We start from the raw sequence: 17,201 nt of genomic DNA, 5'->3' as shown, positions 1-17,201 counted from the left end.
AGTACAATATATATAAGGTCTGGTACGTTTGTGAGAGTAGGGGATTGTAGCATAGATACGCCCCCCAAGGATTAAGACTTAATTGTAAGCGTGACAGACAGAGACAGATCTTATCGTGGTAAGCTACCACTGCGCACTAAGCATTGTCTAGGCGTAGTGGTAGCTTTGCTGTGCGTCTTGGGCAGTGCCGTGGGCTGTAGTACCAAGCGCAATGATAGTGCTTCGCGCTTTTACCACAATCTGACCACACGCTACAACGTCTATCACAACGGTCAGTTAGCTTTTAACGAGGGGTACAAGTCTCTCTACCAAGACCTGTCAGAGAGCTACACCGAGCTACTGGTACCCGATCCTATCACACGCACAGCCGGGGCGGAGTCATCAGAGGAGACAGAAGTGGGCGGTTCGCTAGGCAAAGCGATCGAAAAGGGACAAAAGGCGATCCGTGAGCACTCAATCCGCACGAAGCCGAAGATTTCGCGAGAAGACCTCCTGCGCAATCCGAAGAAGAAGGCTTTCTACAACAAGATGGAGTACAACCCCTTCCTGCACAATGCCTGGATGATGGTGGGGAAGGCGCAGTTTTACGGCGGTCACTTCATGGAGGCGCTGGCGACCTTCTCCTATATGACGAGGCTCTACAGCACGGAGGATAGGGTGCGGGACGAAGCGCGCATCTGGCAGGCTCGCTGCTACCTTGCTCTAGGCTGGGTAGGCGAAGCAGACGAGATCCTGAACAATCTACCGGAAGAGGGCGTCTACAAGAGTCGCAGTAAGATCTATCCGCTAGCAGAGACAGAGCTAGCACTCAAGCAGGGCGACACGCTCTCAGCTATCTCTTACCTGCAGCAGACGATTGATCGCAAGCCGATCAAAGCTCAACGAGCTAGACTGTACTATCTCCTAGGGCAGCTTTACAGCAATGAAGGTCGCTGGAGCGACGCCTCACAAGCTTTCGGGCGTGTGATACGTCTGGCGCCACCTTATCCGCTGGAGTTTGCCGCCACGATGCGTCGCCTAGAGATCGAGGCGCAGGGCAATCCGCAGCGAGTCATCCAGCGTCTAGAGCGCTTGGCCCATAGAGATAAGAACAAAGAGCTCGTCGACCAGATATACCTCACGCAGGGACGCCTCTACCTGGCGATGCCCGACACGACACATGCCGTCACTGCCTTTACGCATGGCGTGGAGCAGAGCACGCAGCGCAGCTTCGACTATATGCTCTGTCAGCTTCATCTGGGCGACATTTACTTAGCGCAAAACAACTACCTCAAGGCTCAGGAAGCGTACGCAGGCGCAGCGGGTGTTATTGAGAAAAGCCATCCACGCTACGAGGCTGTGACCAAGCTCTCGGCAGATCTAGACCAGCTAGTATCCTTTGCGCAGCAAGTCTACGAGCAGGACAGCTTGCGCCGCGTTGCAGCACTCCCAGAAGCGGAGCGACTGGTCTATGCGGATAGTCTCATCACCGCCTACAAGAAGGCGCAGGATGAGGCTCGTAAGCAGGAGCTACTCGCTGAGCAGCAGGGGCAAAACGAGGCACTCAACCAGCAGGCCGACATCAATATGCCTGGCGGCGGTCGTCCTGGCGGTCTCGGTACGCCTCCCCCGATGGCGGGTAGTGGCAATGGCAAGAGCTACTTCTACAATCCTACGCTGGTGGCCCAGGGTAAGGACCTCTTCGAGCGCAAGTGGGGCAAGCGTCCACTGGCGGACGACTGGCGGAGACGTAATAAGCAGATCTCCTTTGATGCGAGCGACCCTACGGCTCAGATGGGTGAGCCTGGCGAACAGCCCGCTGACTCGCTATCCACAGTAGCCAATGCTACAGATAGCCTCTCCTCTGCCACCGATAGTTTGCCCGCAGACCAAGATCCCCTCCAGAGGGAGTATTACCTCTCCAAGCTCCCCACCACGCCCGAGCAGATTGCCGCTTCGGATGAGATTATCCAGACGGCGCTGGTCGGTATGGGCAAAGCTTTCAACGAGCAGATGGAGCGCTTCGAAGAGGCGGTCAAGAGCTACGAAGACCTGCTCAGACGCTATCCCGAGTACGCTGACAGAGCCTCCATATACTACACGCTCTACATGCTCTATCAGCGACTAGAGCGGGCAGACCTCGCCGAGCCGTGGCGACGCAAGTTACTCGCTGAGCTGCCCGAAGACCCACTTGCCGTCACGCTACAAGATCCTAACTACATAGCCAAGCTACGCGCCAACATCGGGGCTGATGAGAGACTTTACGACCAAGCCTTCAACGCCTACTTAGCTGGCCGATCACGAGAGGTGCAGCGACTGTATCGTGAGACGGCGGAGTCCTATCCGCTTTCCGAGACCTTGCCGCAGTTTGCCTTCGTCAATGCGCTCAGCTATGTCTTGCAGGGTGACGAAGCCGCCTTTAGAAAGGGGCTTGAGTCGCTCACCACATCTTATCCTAAAGAGGAGGTCGCCGTACTCGCTCAGGAGATGCTCCAGCGTCTGTTGCGTGGAGCGCACATCGCTCAGGGTGGCTACCAAGGCATGGCTTGGGATCTGCGCATTGCTTCGCAGGATAGTGTCGCGGGAACATTGGCGGAGCAACCTTTTACCATTGGAAAGCGTAGCGACAAGTACCAGGCTCTGCTTATCGTGCCACAGCGAGGCGACGCTCTGGAGCGCTCTCTGCGCTTCGCCGTCGAGAGCTTCAACTACGCTCAGTTCACCGACTACATCCTCCCCGTAGCCTTCGCACCCTCGGAGCATGAGACCCTCCTGACCATCAGCGACCTCCCCTCGGCTACTGTCGCATGGCAGTACGTGACTCGGGCTTATAGTCCTGAGGGCTATCTCTCCGCTTTGGACAGTTCGGCACTGCTCCTCGTTATGACGGAGGATAATTACCGTCAGGTCGCCACGGGCGCCAAGAGCATTGGCGACTATATGACCTTCGTGGCTGATAGCTTGGTCGAGCTTTACCCCGCAGCGCACTATCTCCTAGATCGCTGGCTCCTCCTCACAGGTTCGCAGGCTGAGAAGCCCGTGAAGACCGATACGGTTGCTTCGCCCGCACTGCCCGCCGTCGATAAGCCGATCACCTTCGAGATAGACCGCTCGCAGATCGCTCTGCCTGCGGTGGAGCTGCAGCTGGACAGCTTACTGCAAAAGCCAGAGGAAACGATGCCTGTACAGGATCAACGCACCACGATCCAAAAGGCACGACAAGTGACTCCTGAAGACTTAAAGCAGATGGAGCGCGAGCGCAAAGCGCAAGAGCGTCAGGCGAAGCGTGAGCGTGAGGAGCAACTCAAGGAGCGTCAGCGCCAGCGCGATGCAGAGCTCAAGGCTCGCCGTGAAGAGCAGCGCCGCCAGGAGCAACTGCGTCAGGAGCAGATCAAGCGTGTGGAGGCAGAGCGTCGTGCTCAGGAGAAAGCACGCAAGGAGCAGCTACGCCAGCAGGAGAAAGAGCGTCAGAAGCGTCTCAAGGCACTCGAGGAGGAGCGTCGTCGTAAGCTCAAAGAGCGAGAGGCGCAGCAAAAAGAGCAGCAGAAGCAGCGTCGCTAACCACCCCTGCTGTGCAACCACAGTAAGGTCACACCTTAACAATAGGCTAGAGCTGTACTTCGTCAACGAGGTACAGCTCTTCTTGTATCGTGCTGAACCCGTTATACATACGAGTTCCAAAAATAGTTCTGCTCTTGGAACTTTTCAGTTCCAAGGGAGGAACAAAAAGTTTCCAACGGTGGAAAATAAAATTTCCAAGGTAGGAAAAGAAAGTTTCCAAGGTAGGAACTCTTCATCGGCTAGCAATATTTTTCTAACTTTGTCGGAGTAACAAACATCGTTTAACCAACTCATATCACAACTACCTATGCAGTATTACTTACGTGCTTCGCTACGAGGAGGATTGCTGGCAGGTTTGCTTCTTCTCTGTGCCACTAACTGGCTAGAGGCAACCCCCTTGGCGACCCTCGCTCCAGACACAATCATCGAGCGGGATGATTACAAAGTCATTATAGAGTCTAGTAAAGATCAGACCGATGTGACACTCGTCGACTACAACGAGCGGCACCGTGTGCGCCGTATGGAGACGAACGCTTTCTCGGTAGATCGTGAGCTACGTCAGGTGCTTGCGGGCATGGGTGGTGTATTCGGAGTCTATGATGACAACAGTTTTCGCTGGGGTACGATACGGCTCTTCCCGAAGCTTTACTTCGGCTCGACGATGATGCTGGGAGATGCTTTCGCGCATGCTGCTACCCCCTGCTTCAACCACTATATGGTGGCTCCGATAGGGTATAGGTACTATATCAAGGGGCGTTACTTCGTCGGCTTTGACTTTGCACTGGAGGGGCGCTCCTACAGCCTACGTGATGGCTACTACTTTACTTCAAATAGGGAGCTCAACGCACTGAACCAAAGCCACTACGATGAGGAGATAGGACTACGTCAGAGCAAGCTGGTGACACGATACATATCGCTGCCAATCACGCTGGGGATGCGCCCGATGATGAATAATCGTATGCGCATCGGTATCGAGGTGATCCCGCAGATCAAGTACAAGGAGTATGTGATGCACAAGCAGTATGGCAATCGCCACAAGGAGCGTACGATGACAGAGGCTACGCCGCCCTTGTCGATGACTTATGGTGCTTTTATCGACTTTAGGCCTATCGGACTATACGTGCACTATACGCCTCAGTCGCTACTCCTCGTCAAAGACGCTATGAGCGGGTACAACAACAAGGGCCTCCTCACAGCTGGACTAAGTATCACCTTCTAATCGCATCGTAACTATGTACTCAAGAGTTTATACATTACCCTTATTTGCACTGGTCACCCTACTGCTCTCTACGCTAGGAGCTGCAGGGCAGACAGGAACATCGTGTGATACGATCCAGCTAGCTGACCGCACGGTCTATGTGATGCGAGGTGAGAAAGATACTCAGATAGAGGTGACGAGCCGACTCCCGAAGGGACAGGAGAAAGAAGTGCCACTCTATATAGATAGGGTATGGACGAGAGGCGGTCGTCAATCTGCTTGGAATCGCTCCCGAGTCAGTACGGTCCATAAGCAAGACGGACGACCCGTCATCTACAAGACACTCATGGGAGATGTCTCTTATCACTTTGTAGCCTCCTTCGGTTGGAACCTTTTTACCGCTCCTGAGTGGGTTGGCAAGCAGCGCTTCTGGGGCTCTACTCGTGGAGAATTTGGTGTTTATGGCATCCTTCAGATCGGGCGTAGTCCGTGGGCTTTCAACGTAGGGACCTCGCTCGTGGCGCGTAACTTTGCCTTTGATAAGAAGTACGCTATGCAGCGTGACGATGAGGGACTGACTATCCTAAAGCAGGAGTCGACAGATATGGTTTACTCATGGACGCAGCTAGGTATCCTTACTATTGAGATGCCCGTAGGTCTATCGCTCTCGTGGGGTGAGACGAATGCGTGGAGCTCGCTAGCGGTCGTTCCTAAGATCGTCTGCCTGCAAAACTCTCGCACCCGCTCGCTCGATGAGCGTGTCAATACGCTCGTGGATAATGATCTCAACGTGCGTCCCTTCGGACTTGATCTGCGTGGCGAGATAGGGTACGGCTTCTTCGGACTCTTCGGACAGGTTAGCCTGCTCAGTACCATGCCGTCGGCACAGGCTAAGGTTAACACAAGAGACTACTCGATAGGAATCGTGGGCCGCTTCTAGAGGACGACTCACTAATACACTATCAGGTACGCTGTTTCCTCTGAATCGTGGGTAGTACTCAGCCGAGTGCTACCCGCTTTTTTGTACCTTTGTGGTGGCTCTGCGCCTTGACACTTCACTAGATGCTCACCTCACCCTCCATACAGTGGTTCACACCGATCGAGATAGCCCCTCTGCCGACAGCTATAGCGGGGCGATATGGGGGTCGTATCTTGACACTTGGCTCCTGCTTTAGTGAGCATATAGGCGAGCGTATGAGACATCTTGGGTATGACGTACTGGTCAATCCTTATGGTACGCTCTACAATCCGATCAGTATCTGCGATACGCTAGAGGATCTGCTCCGCGATGAGCAGCACAGACCCGACTACACTCCTTATATTATAGAGCGCGACGGACTCTACTACAGTCTGCGCCACCATAGTGCGATCTATGGCGAGAGTCTCGAGGAGGCGCATGAGGCGACCGCCCAGCTATGGTATACAGCTCATAGCCGACTCGCGGAGGCGGACTGGCTCTGGATCACCCTAGGCACTACGCAGGTCTACTACTTGGCTGAGGATGGTCGTGCTGTGGCAAATTGCCAGCAACTGCCTGCTCGTCTCTTCGACAGACGGGACCTTTCACTAGAACTACTTCAGGAGCGTATGCTTGCGACGCTCTCTCAGCTTCTTGCAAAGCATCCACTGCAGGTAGTTCTGACGGTTAGTCCCGTGCGCTACTTGCAGGATGGCTTGGCGGAGAGCAACTTGTCAAAGAGCAAGCTTCGTATCCTCTGCGACACGCTCTGTCGTGAGCTACCCGCCTGTCATTACTTCCCCGCTTATGAGATCCTGCATGACGAACTGCGGGACTATCGCTTTTACGCTAGTGACTTGACTCATCCGTCTGAAGAGGCGATCGACTATATCGCAGATCACTTCGTCGCATACTGGGCAAGCCAAGAGGCGCGTGAGGTGGAGATGCGTCAGGCCGCTCAGCGTCTGCGTAAGCTCTCACAGCATCGCCCTAAGACTCCGCATGGAGCCGAGCGACTAGAGGCACAGATAGCTGAGCGCATAGCACATTACCAGAAGCAATATGGTGAGAAGCTCTGCATACCCTCCATCATCGAATCATTATGACCCCTATTACACAACTATAATGTCTACACTGCAAAACATCCTTGAGTACCTTCGTCCTATCCAGACGCATCTCGTCGATGAGCGTCCGATACGGCATATCCTGACCGATAGTCGTAAGCTCACCTCTCCGAGTGACAGCCTCTTTTTCGCTATGCGTACCGCCTCGGGCGACGGACATAAATATATTCCCCAGCTCTATGAGCATGGGGTGCGTGCCTTCTTCATCTGTGAGCCGATCGAGCCTTACGTGGAGCGCTATCCTGATGCCAATATCGTACAGGTGCAGGAGACGCTCCGTGCGCTGCAGCAGATCGCTAGCCACTGGCGTATGCGCTACGACTATCCAGTCATCGGTATCACGGGGAGCAATGGTAAGACGGTCGTCAAGGAGTTTCTCTACCACCTCCTCTCAGGCTGCTATCGTATCGTGCGTTCGCCAAAGAGCTACAACTCGCAGCTAGGCGTGCCGCTCTCGATACTTAATATGGAGGAGGAGCATACGCTCGCTATCTTTGAGGCGGGGATCTCGATGCCGATGGAGATGCTACGCCTCCAGCGTATCATACGACCGACGCTCGGTATATTGACCAACATTGGGGCAGCGCATCAAGAGAACTTCGTCTCGCTCAATCAGAAGATCGAAGAGAAGCTTCAGCTCTTTGTCGATGCTGATCACTTTGTATACGATGCCGACAGTGATGAGATACAGCGAGGCATTGACAACCTAGGACTTTCGGACAAAGCTATCGGCTGGAGCCTTACCCCAGGCAAAGCTTACTACCACGTCTCCTACAGCAATTCAGGGGACGGCACTACAACCATTACAGCGCAGCATGCGGATGAGAGCAGCACGGTGACCATTCCCTTTGCGGATCAAGCCTCCATACAAAACGCTACCCACTGTCTCTGTCTCATTGGTCTCCTGCCACTCACCACGGCTCAGCGCCAGGCGGTGCTAGCGCGCTTTGCAACTCTGGAGGCGATAGAGATGAGACTAGAGGTCAAAGAGGGGCAGGCAGGCAATAGACTGATCAACGATGCGTATAATAACGACATCAACTCGCTACGCATCGCGCTAGACTTTCAGAAGCAGCGCACCGCCACTTCGCATCAGCAAGCGGTCATCATCCTCTCCGATATCCTACAGAGTGCTCAGCTACCACGAGACCTTTACAAGCAGGTGGGGGAGATGATCGCACAGTATCCGCACACGCTCTTCATCGGTGTGGGACGGGAGCTGTGCAACTATCAGGACTACTTCCAGGGGAGTGGGGAAGGGAAGACCGCCTTCTACGAGACGACCGACCAGCTCCTCGCCGATGACCTGCTCGGCACCATCAGTCATGCGGAGATCTTGGTCAAGGGGGCCAGACAGTTCCAATTCGAACGGATCGTACAGCACCTAGCCAAGCAGGTACACGAGACCACACTAGAGATAGATCTAGAGGCTTTGGTGAGCAATCTGAAGAGCTACAAGGCGCTCCTCTCACCTGAGACACGTATCATCGTTATGGCCAAGGCGCAGGGCTACGGTATCGGAGCTTACGAGTTGGCCAAGGCTCTGGAGCAACAAGATCTCGCAGCGCTGGCGGTGGCACTAGCTGACGAGGGCAAGGAGCTTCGCAGCAAAGGAATCCTTCTTCCGATTATCGTGATGAACCCTGAGGTTGAGGCCTTTGAGGTGATGACGCAGAGTCGCCTAGAGCCTGAGATCTACAACGAACGCATACTTCGTGAGTTTGCCCGTCATGTGGAGCGTCAGGGGCTGAGCCACTATCCTGTTCATATCGAGCTAGACACCGGTATGCACCGTACAGGCTTTACGCCAGATAGAGCGACCCTAGAGCATCTAGCTCAGACCTTACACGAGGTGGAGCCACTGATACGGGTGCAGAGTATCTTTACGCACTTAGCAGCTGCCGATGAGCCGATGATGAGCGACTTCACGGAACAGCAGTTTGCCCTCTATGATGAGGGTGCTGACTACCTGACGAGTCAGCTCTCTTATCGTCCTCTACGTCACGTCCAAAACACTGCGGGCATCGAGCGATATAACCATCATCACTACGATATGGGGCGTCTAGGAGTAGGACTATATGGTATTAGTGCTACGGGTAGTCTCACCCTCGAGCCTGTCGCTAAGCTGCGCACCACGCTCCTACAGATCAAGACGATCCCTGATGGGGAGACTATCGGCTACGGACGACGTGGGCAGGTCGCTCCTGGCGGGCAGATCGGTATCATACCGATTGGCTATGCCGATGGCTATGACAGACGCTTTAGCTGTGGCGTGGGGAGCGTTATGATCCACGACACGCTCTGTCCGATCGTGGGCAACGTCTGTATGGACACTTGCATGGTCGACCTCACGGCACTCCAAGGCAAGGTCGCAGAGGGTGACGAGGTGATCATCTTCGGTGTGCCAGGCTTGCAGGTGAGTGACCTCGCAGAGCGCATCGGCACTATACCATACGAAGTGATTTCCAAGCTCTCACCACGTATCAAGCGCACTTATTACAAGAGTTAACGAACACTTTAGTACTATTTCTCTCTTGAAAAGCTTGACAGGACTTCAAATAATCAGTAACTTAGCGGAATGTTTGAGGAGACCTATCGAAAAGGCTTACCAAGATATCAATACACAACACTATAAATAGATAATACAATGGCTATCCAGACAAAGATCGTAGAGTGTGTCCCCAACTTTAGCGAGGGACGCGACAAAGCAAAGATTGAGCAGATCGTACAACCCTTTAGAGAGACCAAGGGCGTCAAGCTCCTAGACTACAGCAATGACGAGGATCACAACCGCTGCGTGGTGACCGTCATGGGCGAGCCTGAGGCTGTCCGCAAGTCTGTCATCGCGGCTGTCGAGATCGCTGTCAAGGTGATCGATATGACCAAGCACGAGGGTCAGCACCCACGTATGGGCGCTGTCGACGTTATCCCCTTTATCCCCATTCGCAATATGGAGATGGAGGAGGCTATCGAGCTCTCTAAGGAGGTCGGTAAGGAGATCGGTGAGCGCATCGGTGTACCCGTCTTCCTCTATGAGAAGAGTGCTACAGCTCCTCATCGTGAGAACCTCGCTAAGATCCGCAAGGGACAATTCGAGGGTATGGCTGAGAAGATCCACGAGGATGAGTGGCACCCAGACTTCGGTCCAGCTGATATCCACCCCACAGCAGGTGTCGTAGCTGTCGGTGCTCGTATGCCACTCGTTGCTTACAATGTCAACCTCAACACCTCTGACCTCTCTATCGCTGATGCGATTGCTAAGAAGGTACGTCACATCGGTGGCGGTCTACGCTTCTGCAAGGCTATGGGCGTAGAGCTGACCGACAGGCACATCGTACAGGTCTCTATGAACCTCACCGACTACACCAAGACAGCCGTCTATCGTGCTCACGAGATGGTACGTATGGAGGCTCGTCGCTACGGTGTCGAGATTGTTGGTGCTGAGGTCATCGGCCTCGTACCTATGAAGGCTCTCATCGACTGCGCTGAGTACTACCTCGGCATCGAGAACTTCTGCGAGACCCAGATCCTCGAGCTCCGCATGATGGAGTAGTTCAAAGAGAACGTTTTACCAACTAGAGAGTAGAGTCTCTAGGATAGCTAGTCTCCCTAGTACAACTAGTATCACTAGGGACACTAGTGTACCTAAAAAGCCTAGAAACTCTACTCTCTAACCTCTAACTTCTAAAATCTAATGTCCAATCTCTATCTATACAACATTGGTCAGATCGTGACCCGTCCAGGCTCTACCGCACAGCATGGCGCTGAGGCGATGCGCCAGATTGGAGTCATCGAAGGACCAGCCGCCATCATCGTACGACAAGGCAAGATAGCCTTCGTCGGGACCATGAAGGAAGCCGAGCAAGTAGACCACGCCGACTGCGTCGCTTATGATGCTCAGGGCGGGTGCGTCCTGCCAGGCTTCGTCGATAGTCACACCCACCTCATCTTCGGGGGATACCGTGAGGATGAGTTCCAGTGGCGACTAGCTGGTGACAGCTATATGAGTATCATGGAGCGTGGTGGGGGTATAGCCAACACGATGAAAGCGACCCGCAGCGCAACAGCTGAGGAGCTTACCCAGCGTGCCTCTGCACATCTAGACGCCATGCTATCAATGGGAGTCACCACCGTTGAGGCTAAGAGTGGCTACGGTATGGAGCTTGACACGGAGATCAAGCAGCTAGAGGTCATTCGGACGCTACAGAAGCAGCACCCGATAGACCTTTATCCCACTTTCATGGGAGCGCACGACACGCCGCCCGAGTACAAGGGACGCTCCACAGACTTCATCCACTACCTCTGTGACACAGTCATGCCAGTAGTCGTAGAGCGAGGCTTGGCAGAGTGCTGCGACATCTTTACAGAGAAGGGGGTCTTCGACCATGAGCAGACACGCATCCTCTTGACTCGTGCTAAGGAGCTAGGGCTCAAAGTCAAGATGCATGCTGACGAGATCGTCTCTTTCGGTGGTGCTGAGCTAGCAGCCGAGCTAGGATGTCTATCTGCAGACCACCTACTACAGATCTCTGACAAGGGTATCCAAGCATTGGCTCAGAGCGACACGGTGGCTACCTGTCTGCCCTGTACCGCCTTCAGCTTAGGCGAGAAGTATGCGCCAGCACGTCGTATGATCGATGCAGGTTGTGCTGTAGCCGTTGCTTCTGATCTCAATCCAGGAAGCTGCTTCAGCTCCTCCATCCCCTTGATGTTTGCTCTAGCAACCATCTATATGGGTATGACTGTCGAGGAGGCCGTCACCGCACTCACGCTCAATGGCGCTGCCGCCATCGGTCGTGCAGATCAGATCGGAAGCATCGAGGTAGGCAAGGCGGGCGACCTAGCGTTGCTACGCTTCCCCTCGTACAAGTTCCTTTCTTATCACTTTGGTGTCAACCTCGTACGAGCCACCATCAAGGCGGGTACCATCTACGAAAACAAACTCGTGACGCCCGCACCCAGCGTCTAGCATTCTAAATAAAGTTAGTCGCACCCCATCTAATTAACAAACAAACAATCTCAATCATCCTATGAATAATAGTCTAACAGACTTGACCGTCAAGGGGCTTCTTGACGTCACCGCAGGCAAAGATCCTGTACCTGGAGGTGGTAGCATCTCAGCACTTTGTGGTTCCATTGCAGCAGCTCTCACGGAGATGGTAGCAGGTCTCACCATTGGCAAGAAAAAGTATGCCGAGGTCGAGGAGCAGATGAAGCAGCTCGCCGAGCGTGTGCAGCAGATCCGTCAGCAATTGATCCTCGATGTAGATCGTGATAGCGAGGCTTACAATGTTGTCTTTGCTGCCTTCCAAATGCCTAAAGAGACTGACGAAGAGAAGGCTGCACGCTCTGCCCAGATCCAAGAGGCTACCAAGATTGCTGCCAACGTACCTATGGAGGTCGCTCGCCGTGTCTACAGCCTGCTCAGCGATATCGAGGAGGTTGTCTCCAACGGTAACCAAAACGCCGTCACCGATGGCTGTGTCGCTATGATGTCCGCACGTAATGCGATCATCGGGGCACTCTTTAACGTACGCATCAACCTGACCTCCATCAAGGACGAGCAATTTGTCGCAGACATGACCGCAGAGGCTGATCGTCTCGAGCGTGAGGTGATCGAACGTGAGGCTAAGGTCATAGAGTATACTAAGGAAGCTTGCAAATAGAGAAACATGTCAGCACGCAAATCATTCGCCATCGGTAGCGAGCAGCTCACTATCGAGCTATGCCGAGAGTATCTAGAGAACCACTTCGAGCTAACCCTCTCACCAGAGGCTATCAAGCGTATTGAGCACTGCCGCAACTACCTAGACCGCAAGGTCGAGGAGGTCGACAAGCCCATATACGGTGTCACCACGGGCTTCGGCTCACTCTGTAACCGCACCATCTCGCCTGATCAGCTCACCAAGCTTCAGGAAAACATCGTCAAGAGCCACGCTTGTAGTTGTGGCGACGAGGTCGCAGAGCCCATCATTCGCCTCATGCTCCTTCTGAAGGCTCATGCCCTGCAGATCGGCAATAGTGGTGTACAGGTAGAGACCGTACAGCGCATCGTTGACATGCTCAATGCGGATGTCCTACCCGTCGTCTATGACCGCGGTTCGCTAGGTGCTTCAGGTGACTTAGCTCCTCTGGCTAACCTTTTCCTACCGCTCATTGGTTACGGTGAGGTACGCTACAAGGGCGAGAAGCTTCCCTCCTGCGAGGTCCTCGGCAAGTTTGGCTGGGAGCCCATCAAGCTCAAGAGCAAAGAGGGTCTAGCCCTGCTCAATGGTACTCAGTTCATGAGCTCACACGGTGTCTACGCCCTCATACAGGCAGAGCGCCTCAAGCTAGCTGCCGACTGGTGCGCAGCTCTCTCACTAGAGGCTTTCGCCGGACTAGACGCACCCTATGATGATCGTCTGCACCAGATACGTCCACACCAGGGACAGATACAGGTTGCAGCCCACATGCGTGAGCTACTCAAGGGTAGTGAGATGATCGCTAAGCCCAAGCCCCAGGTACAGGATCCATACAGCTTCCGCTGTGTGCCCCAGGTACACGGAGCTTCGCGTGATGCCATCGCTTACGTGCGTAGTGTCGTAGAGACTGAGATCAACTCTGTTACGGACAATCCAACTGTCTTCCCCGATGACGATATGGTCGTCTCAGGCGGTAACTTCCATGGCCAGCCTCTAGCCATCGTCTACGACTTCCTCGCTATAGCGCTCGCTGAGCTAGGCAATATCTCAGAGCGTCGTGTCGCACAGCTCATCCTCGGGCTACGCGACCTGCCTGAGTTCCTCGTGGCCAATCCTGGACTCAACAGTGGCTTCATGATCCCGCAGTATGCCGCAGCTGCTATGGTCAGCCAAAACAAGATGTACTGCCACTCAGCAGCTAGCGATAGTATCGTCTCCAGCAATGGTCAGGAGGATCACGTCTCTATGGGCGCTAACGCAGCGACGAAGCTTATGCCACTCATCGCCAACCTCTATCGTCTCTTCGGTATCGAGCTACTCAATGCCGCTCAGGCTATCGAGTTCCGTCGTCCTATGAAGACCTCGGAGCGTCTCGAGGGCTTCCTCGCTACCTTCCGCAAGGTCTGCCCTCGTGTCGAGGATGACGTCGTCATGTACGAGCAGATGAACAAGGCTGAGGAGCTCATCAAGACCTTCCCCTTTGAATAAGCACTCGTTATAAGGATAGAGTAGGGGCATCGCCCCCTCATACTATACCCAGTCGTGAGCGTGTTGACCTCTACAGTCAGCACGCTCACTTTGTTTATTCCAGCTCGATAATTGTCAGAAGTACCATACCAATAGTAGATAGTGCAGGGGTAGTATGAGGGGAGCATAAAGGCTCCCCTCGGACGTACGCAATGCCTATCCAGAGTCTGCAAACAATCTAATAGACCACAAAGAAGGCGTGCTCTCTACGAGTTTTATTTTTGTGGATCGTACGGGAGTATAAATTAGAATGAGGTTATAGTAGTTAATTGTAGGTATTTTGGTATCTTTGTGGAGTGAAGGGTAAGTCTCGCTATCGTAAAGGTTAGGTAGGTCGCTCTTAGGAGTAGCGCTGCGTAGCTTTTTGCCATATCTAGACAGACCAATAGTCATTGATAACAACATCACTTAAGTAACCAAACCAACAAATATGTGGATCTTTAAATCATCGATCGGGAGAAAGTTCATCATGAGTCTATCTGGGCTCTTCTTGATTATCTTCCTGTTGCTACATGGCAGCATCAACCTGCTGGCCGTCTACGATGCTATCAACGTGAATAGCGAGTTCCCCACGGACCTGTACAATCAAGCTTGCCACTTCATGGGTACCAATATCTTGGTACAGATTATGGTGCCCATCCTTGCATTAGGCTTCATTGTACATATTATCTATGCGGCCTGGCTGACGCTCCTCAATCGCAAGGCGCGTGGTAATGATCGCTATGCTATCTTCACTCGTGCCAAGATAGATTGGGCCAGCAAGAACATGTTTGTCCTAGGCATCATCGTCTTGGGGCTATTGGTCTTTCACCTAACACACTTCTGGAGCAAGATGCAGCTACAAGAGTGGACGGGCGGTCAGAGCGCAGAGGGCTATCAGCTCGTCGTGCAGACCTTTAGCAATGTCTGGGTGGTAATCCTATACCTCGTATGGCTCGTAGCTATCTGGTTCCACCTGACGCACGGCTTCTGGAGTGCCTTCCAGACACTCGGATGGAACAATAAGAAGTGGTTCAACCGCCTCCATGTCATCAGCTACATCGTCGCCACACTACTGGTACTCATCTTTGCCGTTGTAGTCGTTTACTTTGGCTTCATCTACTCAGGTCCTGAGAGTCTTAATGAGGCTATCCCCTACGCTGAGGATACTGTAGCTTCTCTTCCTATCATCTAATCTACGAACTATCTTAACCATCAGAGATATGAGCGAACTAAATGCCAAAATCCCAGCAGGTGCTTTAGCTGAGAAGTGGACTAACTATAAGAATCATCAGAAGCTAGTCAACCCCGCCAATAAGCGTCTTCTCGACGTCATTGTTGTGGGTACTGGTCTAGCAGGAGCCTCTGCAGCAGCCTCTCTAGGAGAGCTAGGCTTCAACGTGCTGAACTTCTGTATACAGGACTCACCACGACGTGCACACTCTATTGCTGCACAGGGTGGTGTCAATGCTGCAAAGAACTATCAGAACGACGGTGACTCCATCTACCGTCTCTACTACGATACCATCAAGGGTGGTGACTACCGCGCTCGTGAGGCAAATGTCTATCGTCTCGCAGAGGTGTCTAACGCAATCATCGACCAGTGTGTCGCTCAGGGCGTCCCCTTCGCACGTGAGTATGGAGGTCTACTAGATAACCGCTCCTTCGGTGGTGCGCAGGTCTCCCGTACGTTCTACGCTCGTGGTCAGACGGGTCAGCAGCTACTCCTCGGTGCTTACTCAGCACTCAGCCGTCAGGTACACAAGGGTAGCGTCAAGCTCTACACCCGCCACGAGATGCTAGACCTAGTCATCATCGATGGTCGTGCTAGAGGTATCATCGCTCGCAACCTAGTCACAGGTGCTATCGAGCGCTTTGCCGCTCATGCCGTTGTGATCGCTACGGGTGGCTATGGCAATGCTTTCTACCTTACGACGAACGCTATCGCCTCCAATGGGTCAGCTGCTTGGCAGTGCTATAAGAAGGGTGCTTACTTTGGCAATCCCTGTATGGCGCAGATCCACCCGACCTGTATCCCCGAGCACGGAGACTTCCAGTCCAAGCTAACGCTTATGTCTGAGTCTCTCCGTAACGATGGACGTATTTGGGTACCCAAAAAGCTGGAGGACGCTAAGGCACTACAAGCTGGTACCAAGAAGGCAAATGACATCCCCGAGGAGGATCGTGACTTCTACCTCGAGCGTCGCTATCCCGCCTTCGGTAACCTAGTACCTCGTGACGTCGCTAGCCGTGCTGCTAAGGAGCGTTGCGATGCTGGCTTCGGTGTCAATAATACGGGTCTCGCTGTCTTCCTAGACTTTAAGTATGCTATCGAGCGTATGGGGCGTGATGTTGTTGCGGACAAGTACGGCAACCTCTTCCAGATGTACGAGCAGATCACTGCCGACAATCCTTACGAGACCCCGATGATGATCTACCCAGCTATCCACTACACGATGGGTGGTCTATGGGTCGACTATGAGCTACAGACCACTATCCCTGGGCTCTTTGCTATCGGTGAGGCAAACTTCTCCGACCACGGTGCTAACCGTCTCGGTGCTTCAGCCCTCATGCAGGGTCTGGCCGATGGTTACTTTATCCTGCCCTATACGATACAGAACTACCTCTCGGATCAGATCCAGGTACCGCACTTTAGCGTAGACCACAAGGAGTTTGACGAGGCTGAGAAGGCACTCAAGGAGCGCATCCAGCGCATTGCCTCGATGCATGGTAAGCGTTCGGTCGATAGCATCCACAAGGAGCTAGGACACATCATGTGGGAGTATGTCGGTATGGCACGCTCTAAGGAGAGCCTGCAGACAGGTATTGAGAAGATCAGGGCACTGCGCAAGGTCTTCTGGAGTGACCTCCACCTACCAGGTAAGGTCGACGATCTCAACATCGAGCTAGAGAAGGCGCTGCGTCTAGCAGACTTCCTCGAGATCGGCGAGCTCATGGCACACGATGCCCTCGACCGTGAGGAGAGCTGTGGTGGACACTTCCGCATAGAGCATCAGACTGAGGAGGGTGAGGCAAAGCGTGACGATGAGAACTTTGCTTACGTCTCCTGCTGGGAGTATCAAGGCGAGGGTCAAGACCCTGTCATGCACAAGGAGCCACTGGTATACGAATTCACCGAGCGTCTCCAGCGTAACTATAAGAACTAAGCAACCCTGTAGATAATCATAGCA

At 53.5% G+C, this 17,201-nt stretch carries 11 protein-coding genes; all 11 read left to right on the top strand.

The genetic code is table 11. The annotated features are described in order from the left end of the window. Window positions 1–90: 90 nt before the first annotated feature. Complete coding sequence (porW, locus tag Q2J34_RS08845) at window positions 91–3,540, top strand: type IX secretion system periplasmic lipoprotein PorW/SprE (RefSeq protein WP_298887261.1); 3,450 nt, start codon at window positions 91–93, stop codon at window positions 3,538–3,540. Window positions 3,541–3,847: 307 nt separating this feature from the next. Then, on the top strand, window positions 3,848–4,759 hold the full coding sequence (locus tag Q2J34_RS08840) for a hypothetical protein (RefSeq protein ID WP_298888388.1): 912 nt from the start codon (window positions 3,848–3,850) through the stop codon (window positions 4,757–4,759). 13 nt (window positions 4,760–4,772) lie between these two features. After that, entirely contained in the window at window positions 4,773–5,678 is a 906-nt protein-coding gene (locus Q2J34_RS08835; protein ID WP_298888385.1) for a hypothetical protein, read from the top strand. A 122-nt stretch (window positions 5,679–5,800) separates the two neighbouring features. After that, a complete protein-coding gene (locus Q2J34_RS08830; RefSeq protein WP_298888383.1) occupies window positions 5,801–6,802 on the top strand; it encodes a GSCFA domain-containing protein in 1,002 nt (333 codons plus the stop codon). 19 nt (window positions 6,803–6,821) lie between these two features. Next, window positions 6,822–9,329: a bifunctional UDP-N-acetylmuramoyl-tripeptide:D-alanyl-D-alanine ligase/alanine racemase gene (locus Q2J34_RS08825; protein WP_298888381.1), complete on the top strand. Its 2,508-nt coding sequence runs from the start codon at window positions 6,822–6,824 to the stop codon at window positions 9,327–9,329. 138 nt (window positions 9,330–9,467) lie between these two features. Further along, window positions 9,468–10,373, top strand: a complete 906-nt coding sequence (gene ftcD, locus Q2J34_RS08820; protein ID WP_298888379.1) for a glutamate formimidoyltransferase — start codon at window positions 9,468–9,470, stop codon at window positions 10,371–10,373. A gap of 141 nt (window positions 10,374–10,514) precedes the next feature. Continuing rightward, entirely contained in the window at window positions 10,515–11,789 is a 1,275-nt protein-coding gene (gene hutI, locus Q2J34_RS08815) for an imidazolonepropionase (RefSeq protein WP_298888376.1), read from the top strand. 61 nt (window positions 11,790–11,850) lie between these two features. Next, window positions 11,851–12,486, top strand: coding sequence for a cyclodeaminase/cyclohydrolase family protein (locus tag Q2J34_RS08810; protein WP_298888374.1), 636 nt, complete (start codon window positions 11,851–11,853; stop codon window positions 12,484–12,486). A 6-nt stretch (window positions 12,487–12,492) separates the two neighbouring features. Beyond that, entirely contained in the window at window positions 12,493–13,992 is a 1,500-nt protein-coding gene (gene hutH / locus Q2J34_RS08805) for a histidine ammonia-lyase (RefSeq protein ID WP_298888372.1), read from the top strand. A gap of 469 nt (window positions 13,993–14,461) precedes the next feature. Beyond that, complete coding sequence (locus tag Q2J34_RS08800; RefSeq protein WP_298888370.1) at window positions 14,462–15,205, top strand: succinate dehydrogenase cytochrome b subunit; 744 nt, start codon at window positions 14,462–14,464, stop codon at window positions 15,203–15,205. Window positions 15,206–15,233: 28 nt separating this feature from the next. After that, window positions 15,234–17,177 carry a fumarate reductase/succinate dehydrogenase flavoprotein subunit gene (locus tag Q2J34_RS08795; RefSeq protein WP_300970025.1) on the top strand — a complete coding sequence of 648 codons (1,944 nt, stop codon included), beginning with the start codon at window positions 15,234–15,236 and terminating at the stop codon, window positions 17,175–17,177. Window positions 17,178–17,201: the final 24 nt, after the last annotated feature.

The sequence above is a fragment of the Porphyromonas vaginalis genome (assembly GCF_958301595.1).
Classification (GTDB): Bacteria; Bacteroidota; Bacteroidia; order Bacteroidales; family Porphyromonadaceae; genus Porphyromonas; species Porphyromonas vaginalis.
This window is presented reverse-complemented; position numbering and strand designations above follow the sequence as displayed.

Bases quoted from the DNA above. Each gene is read 5' to 3' on its own strand.
- Q2J34_RS08840 (WP_298888388.1), top strand. From the start codon at position 3,848: ATGCAGTATTACTTACGTGCTTCGCTACGAGGAGGATTGCTGGCAGGT.
- Q2J34_RS08835 (WP_298888385.1), top strand. From the start codon at position 4,773: ATGTACTCAAGAGTTTATACATTACCCTTATTTGCACTGGTCACCCTA.
- Q2J34_RS08830 (WP_298888383.1), top strand. From the start codon at position 5,801: ATGCTCACCTCACCCTCCATACAGTGGTTCACACCGATCGAGATAGCC.
- Q2J34_RS08825 (WP_298888381.1), top strand. From the start codon at position 6,822: ATGTCTACACTGCAAAACATCCTTGAGTACCTTCGTCCTATCCAGACG.
- ftcD (WP_298888379.1), top strand. From the start codon at position 9,468: ATGGCTATCCAGACAAAGATCGTAGAGTGTGTCCCCAACTTTAGCGAG.
- hutI (WP_298888376.1), top strand. From the start codon at position 10,515: ATGTCCAATCTCTATCTATACAACATTGGTCAGATCGTGACCCGTCCA.
- Q2J34_RS08810 (WP_298888374.1), top strand. From the start codon at position 11,851: ATGAATAATAGTCTAACAGACTTGACCGTCAAGGGGCTTCTTGACGTC.
- hutH (WP_298888372.1), top strand. From the start codon at position 12,493: ATGTCAGCACGCAAATCATTCGCCATCGGTAGCGAGCAGCTCACTATC.
- Q2J34_RS08800 (WP_298888370.1), top strand. From the start codon at position 14,462: ATGTGGATCTTTAAATCATCGATCGGGAGAAAGTTCATCATGAGTCTA.
- Q2J34_RS08795 (WP_300970025.1), top strand. From the start codon at position 15,234: ATGAGCGAACTAAATGCCAAAATCCCAGCAGGTGCTTTAGCTGAGAAG.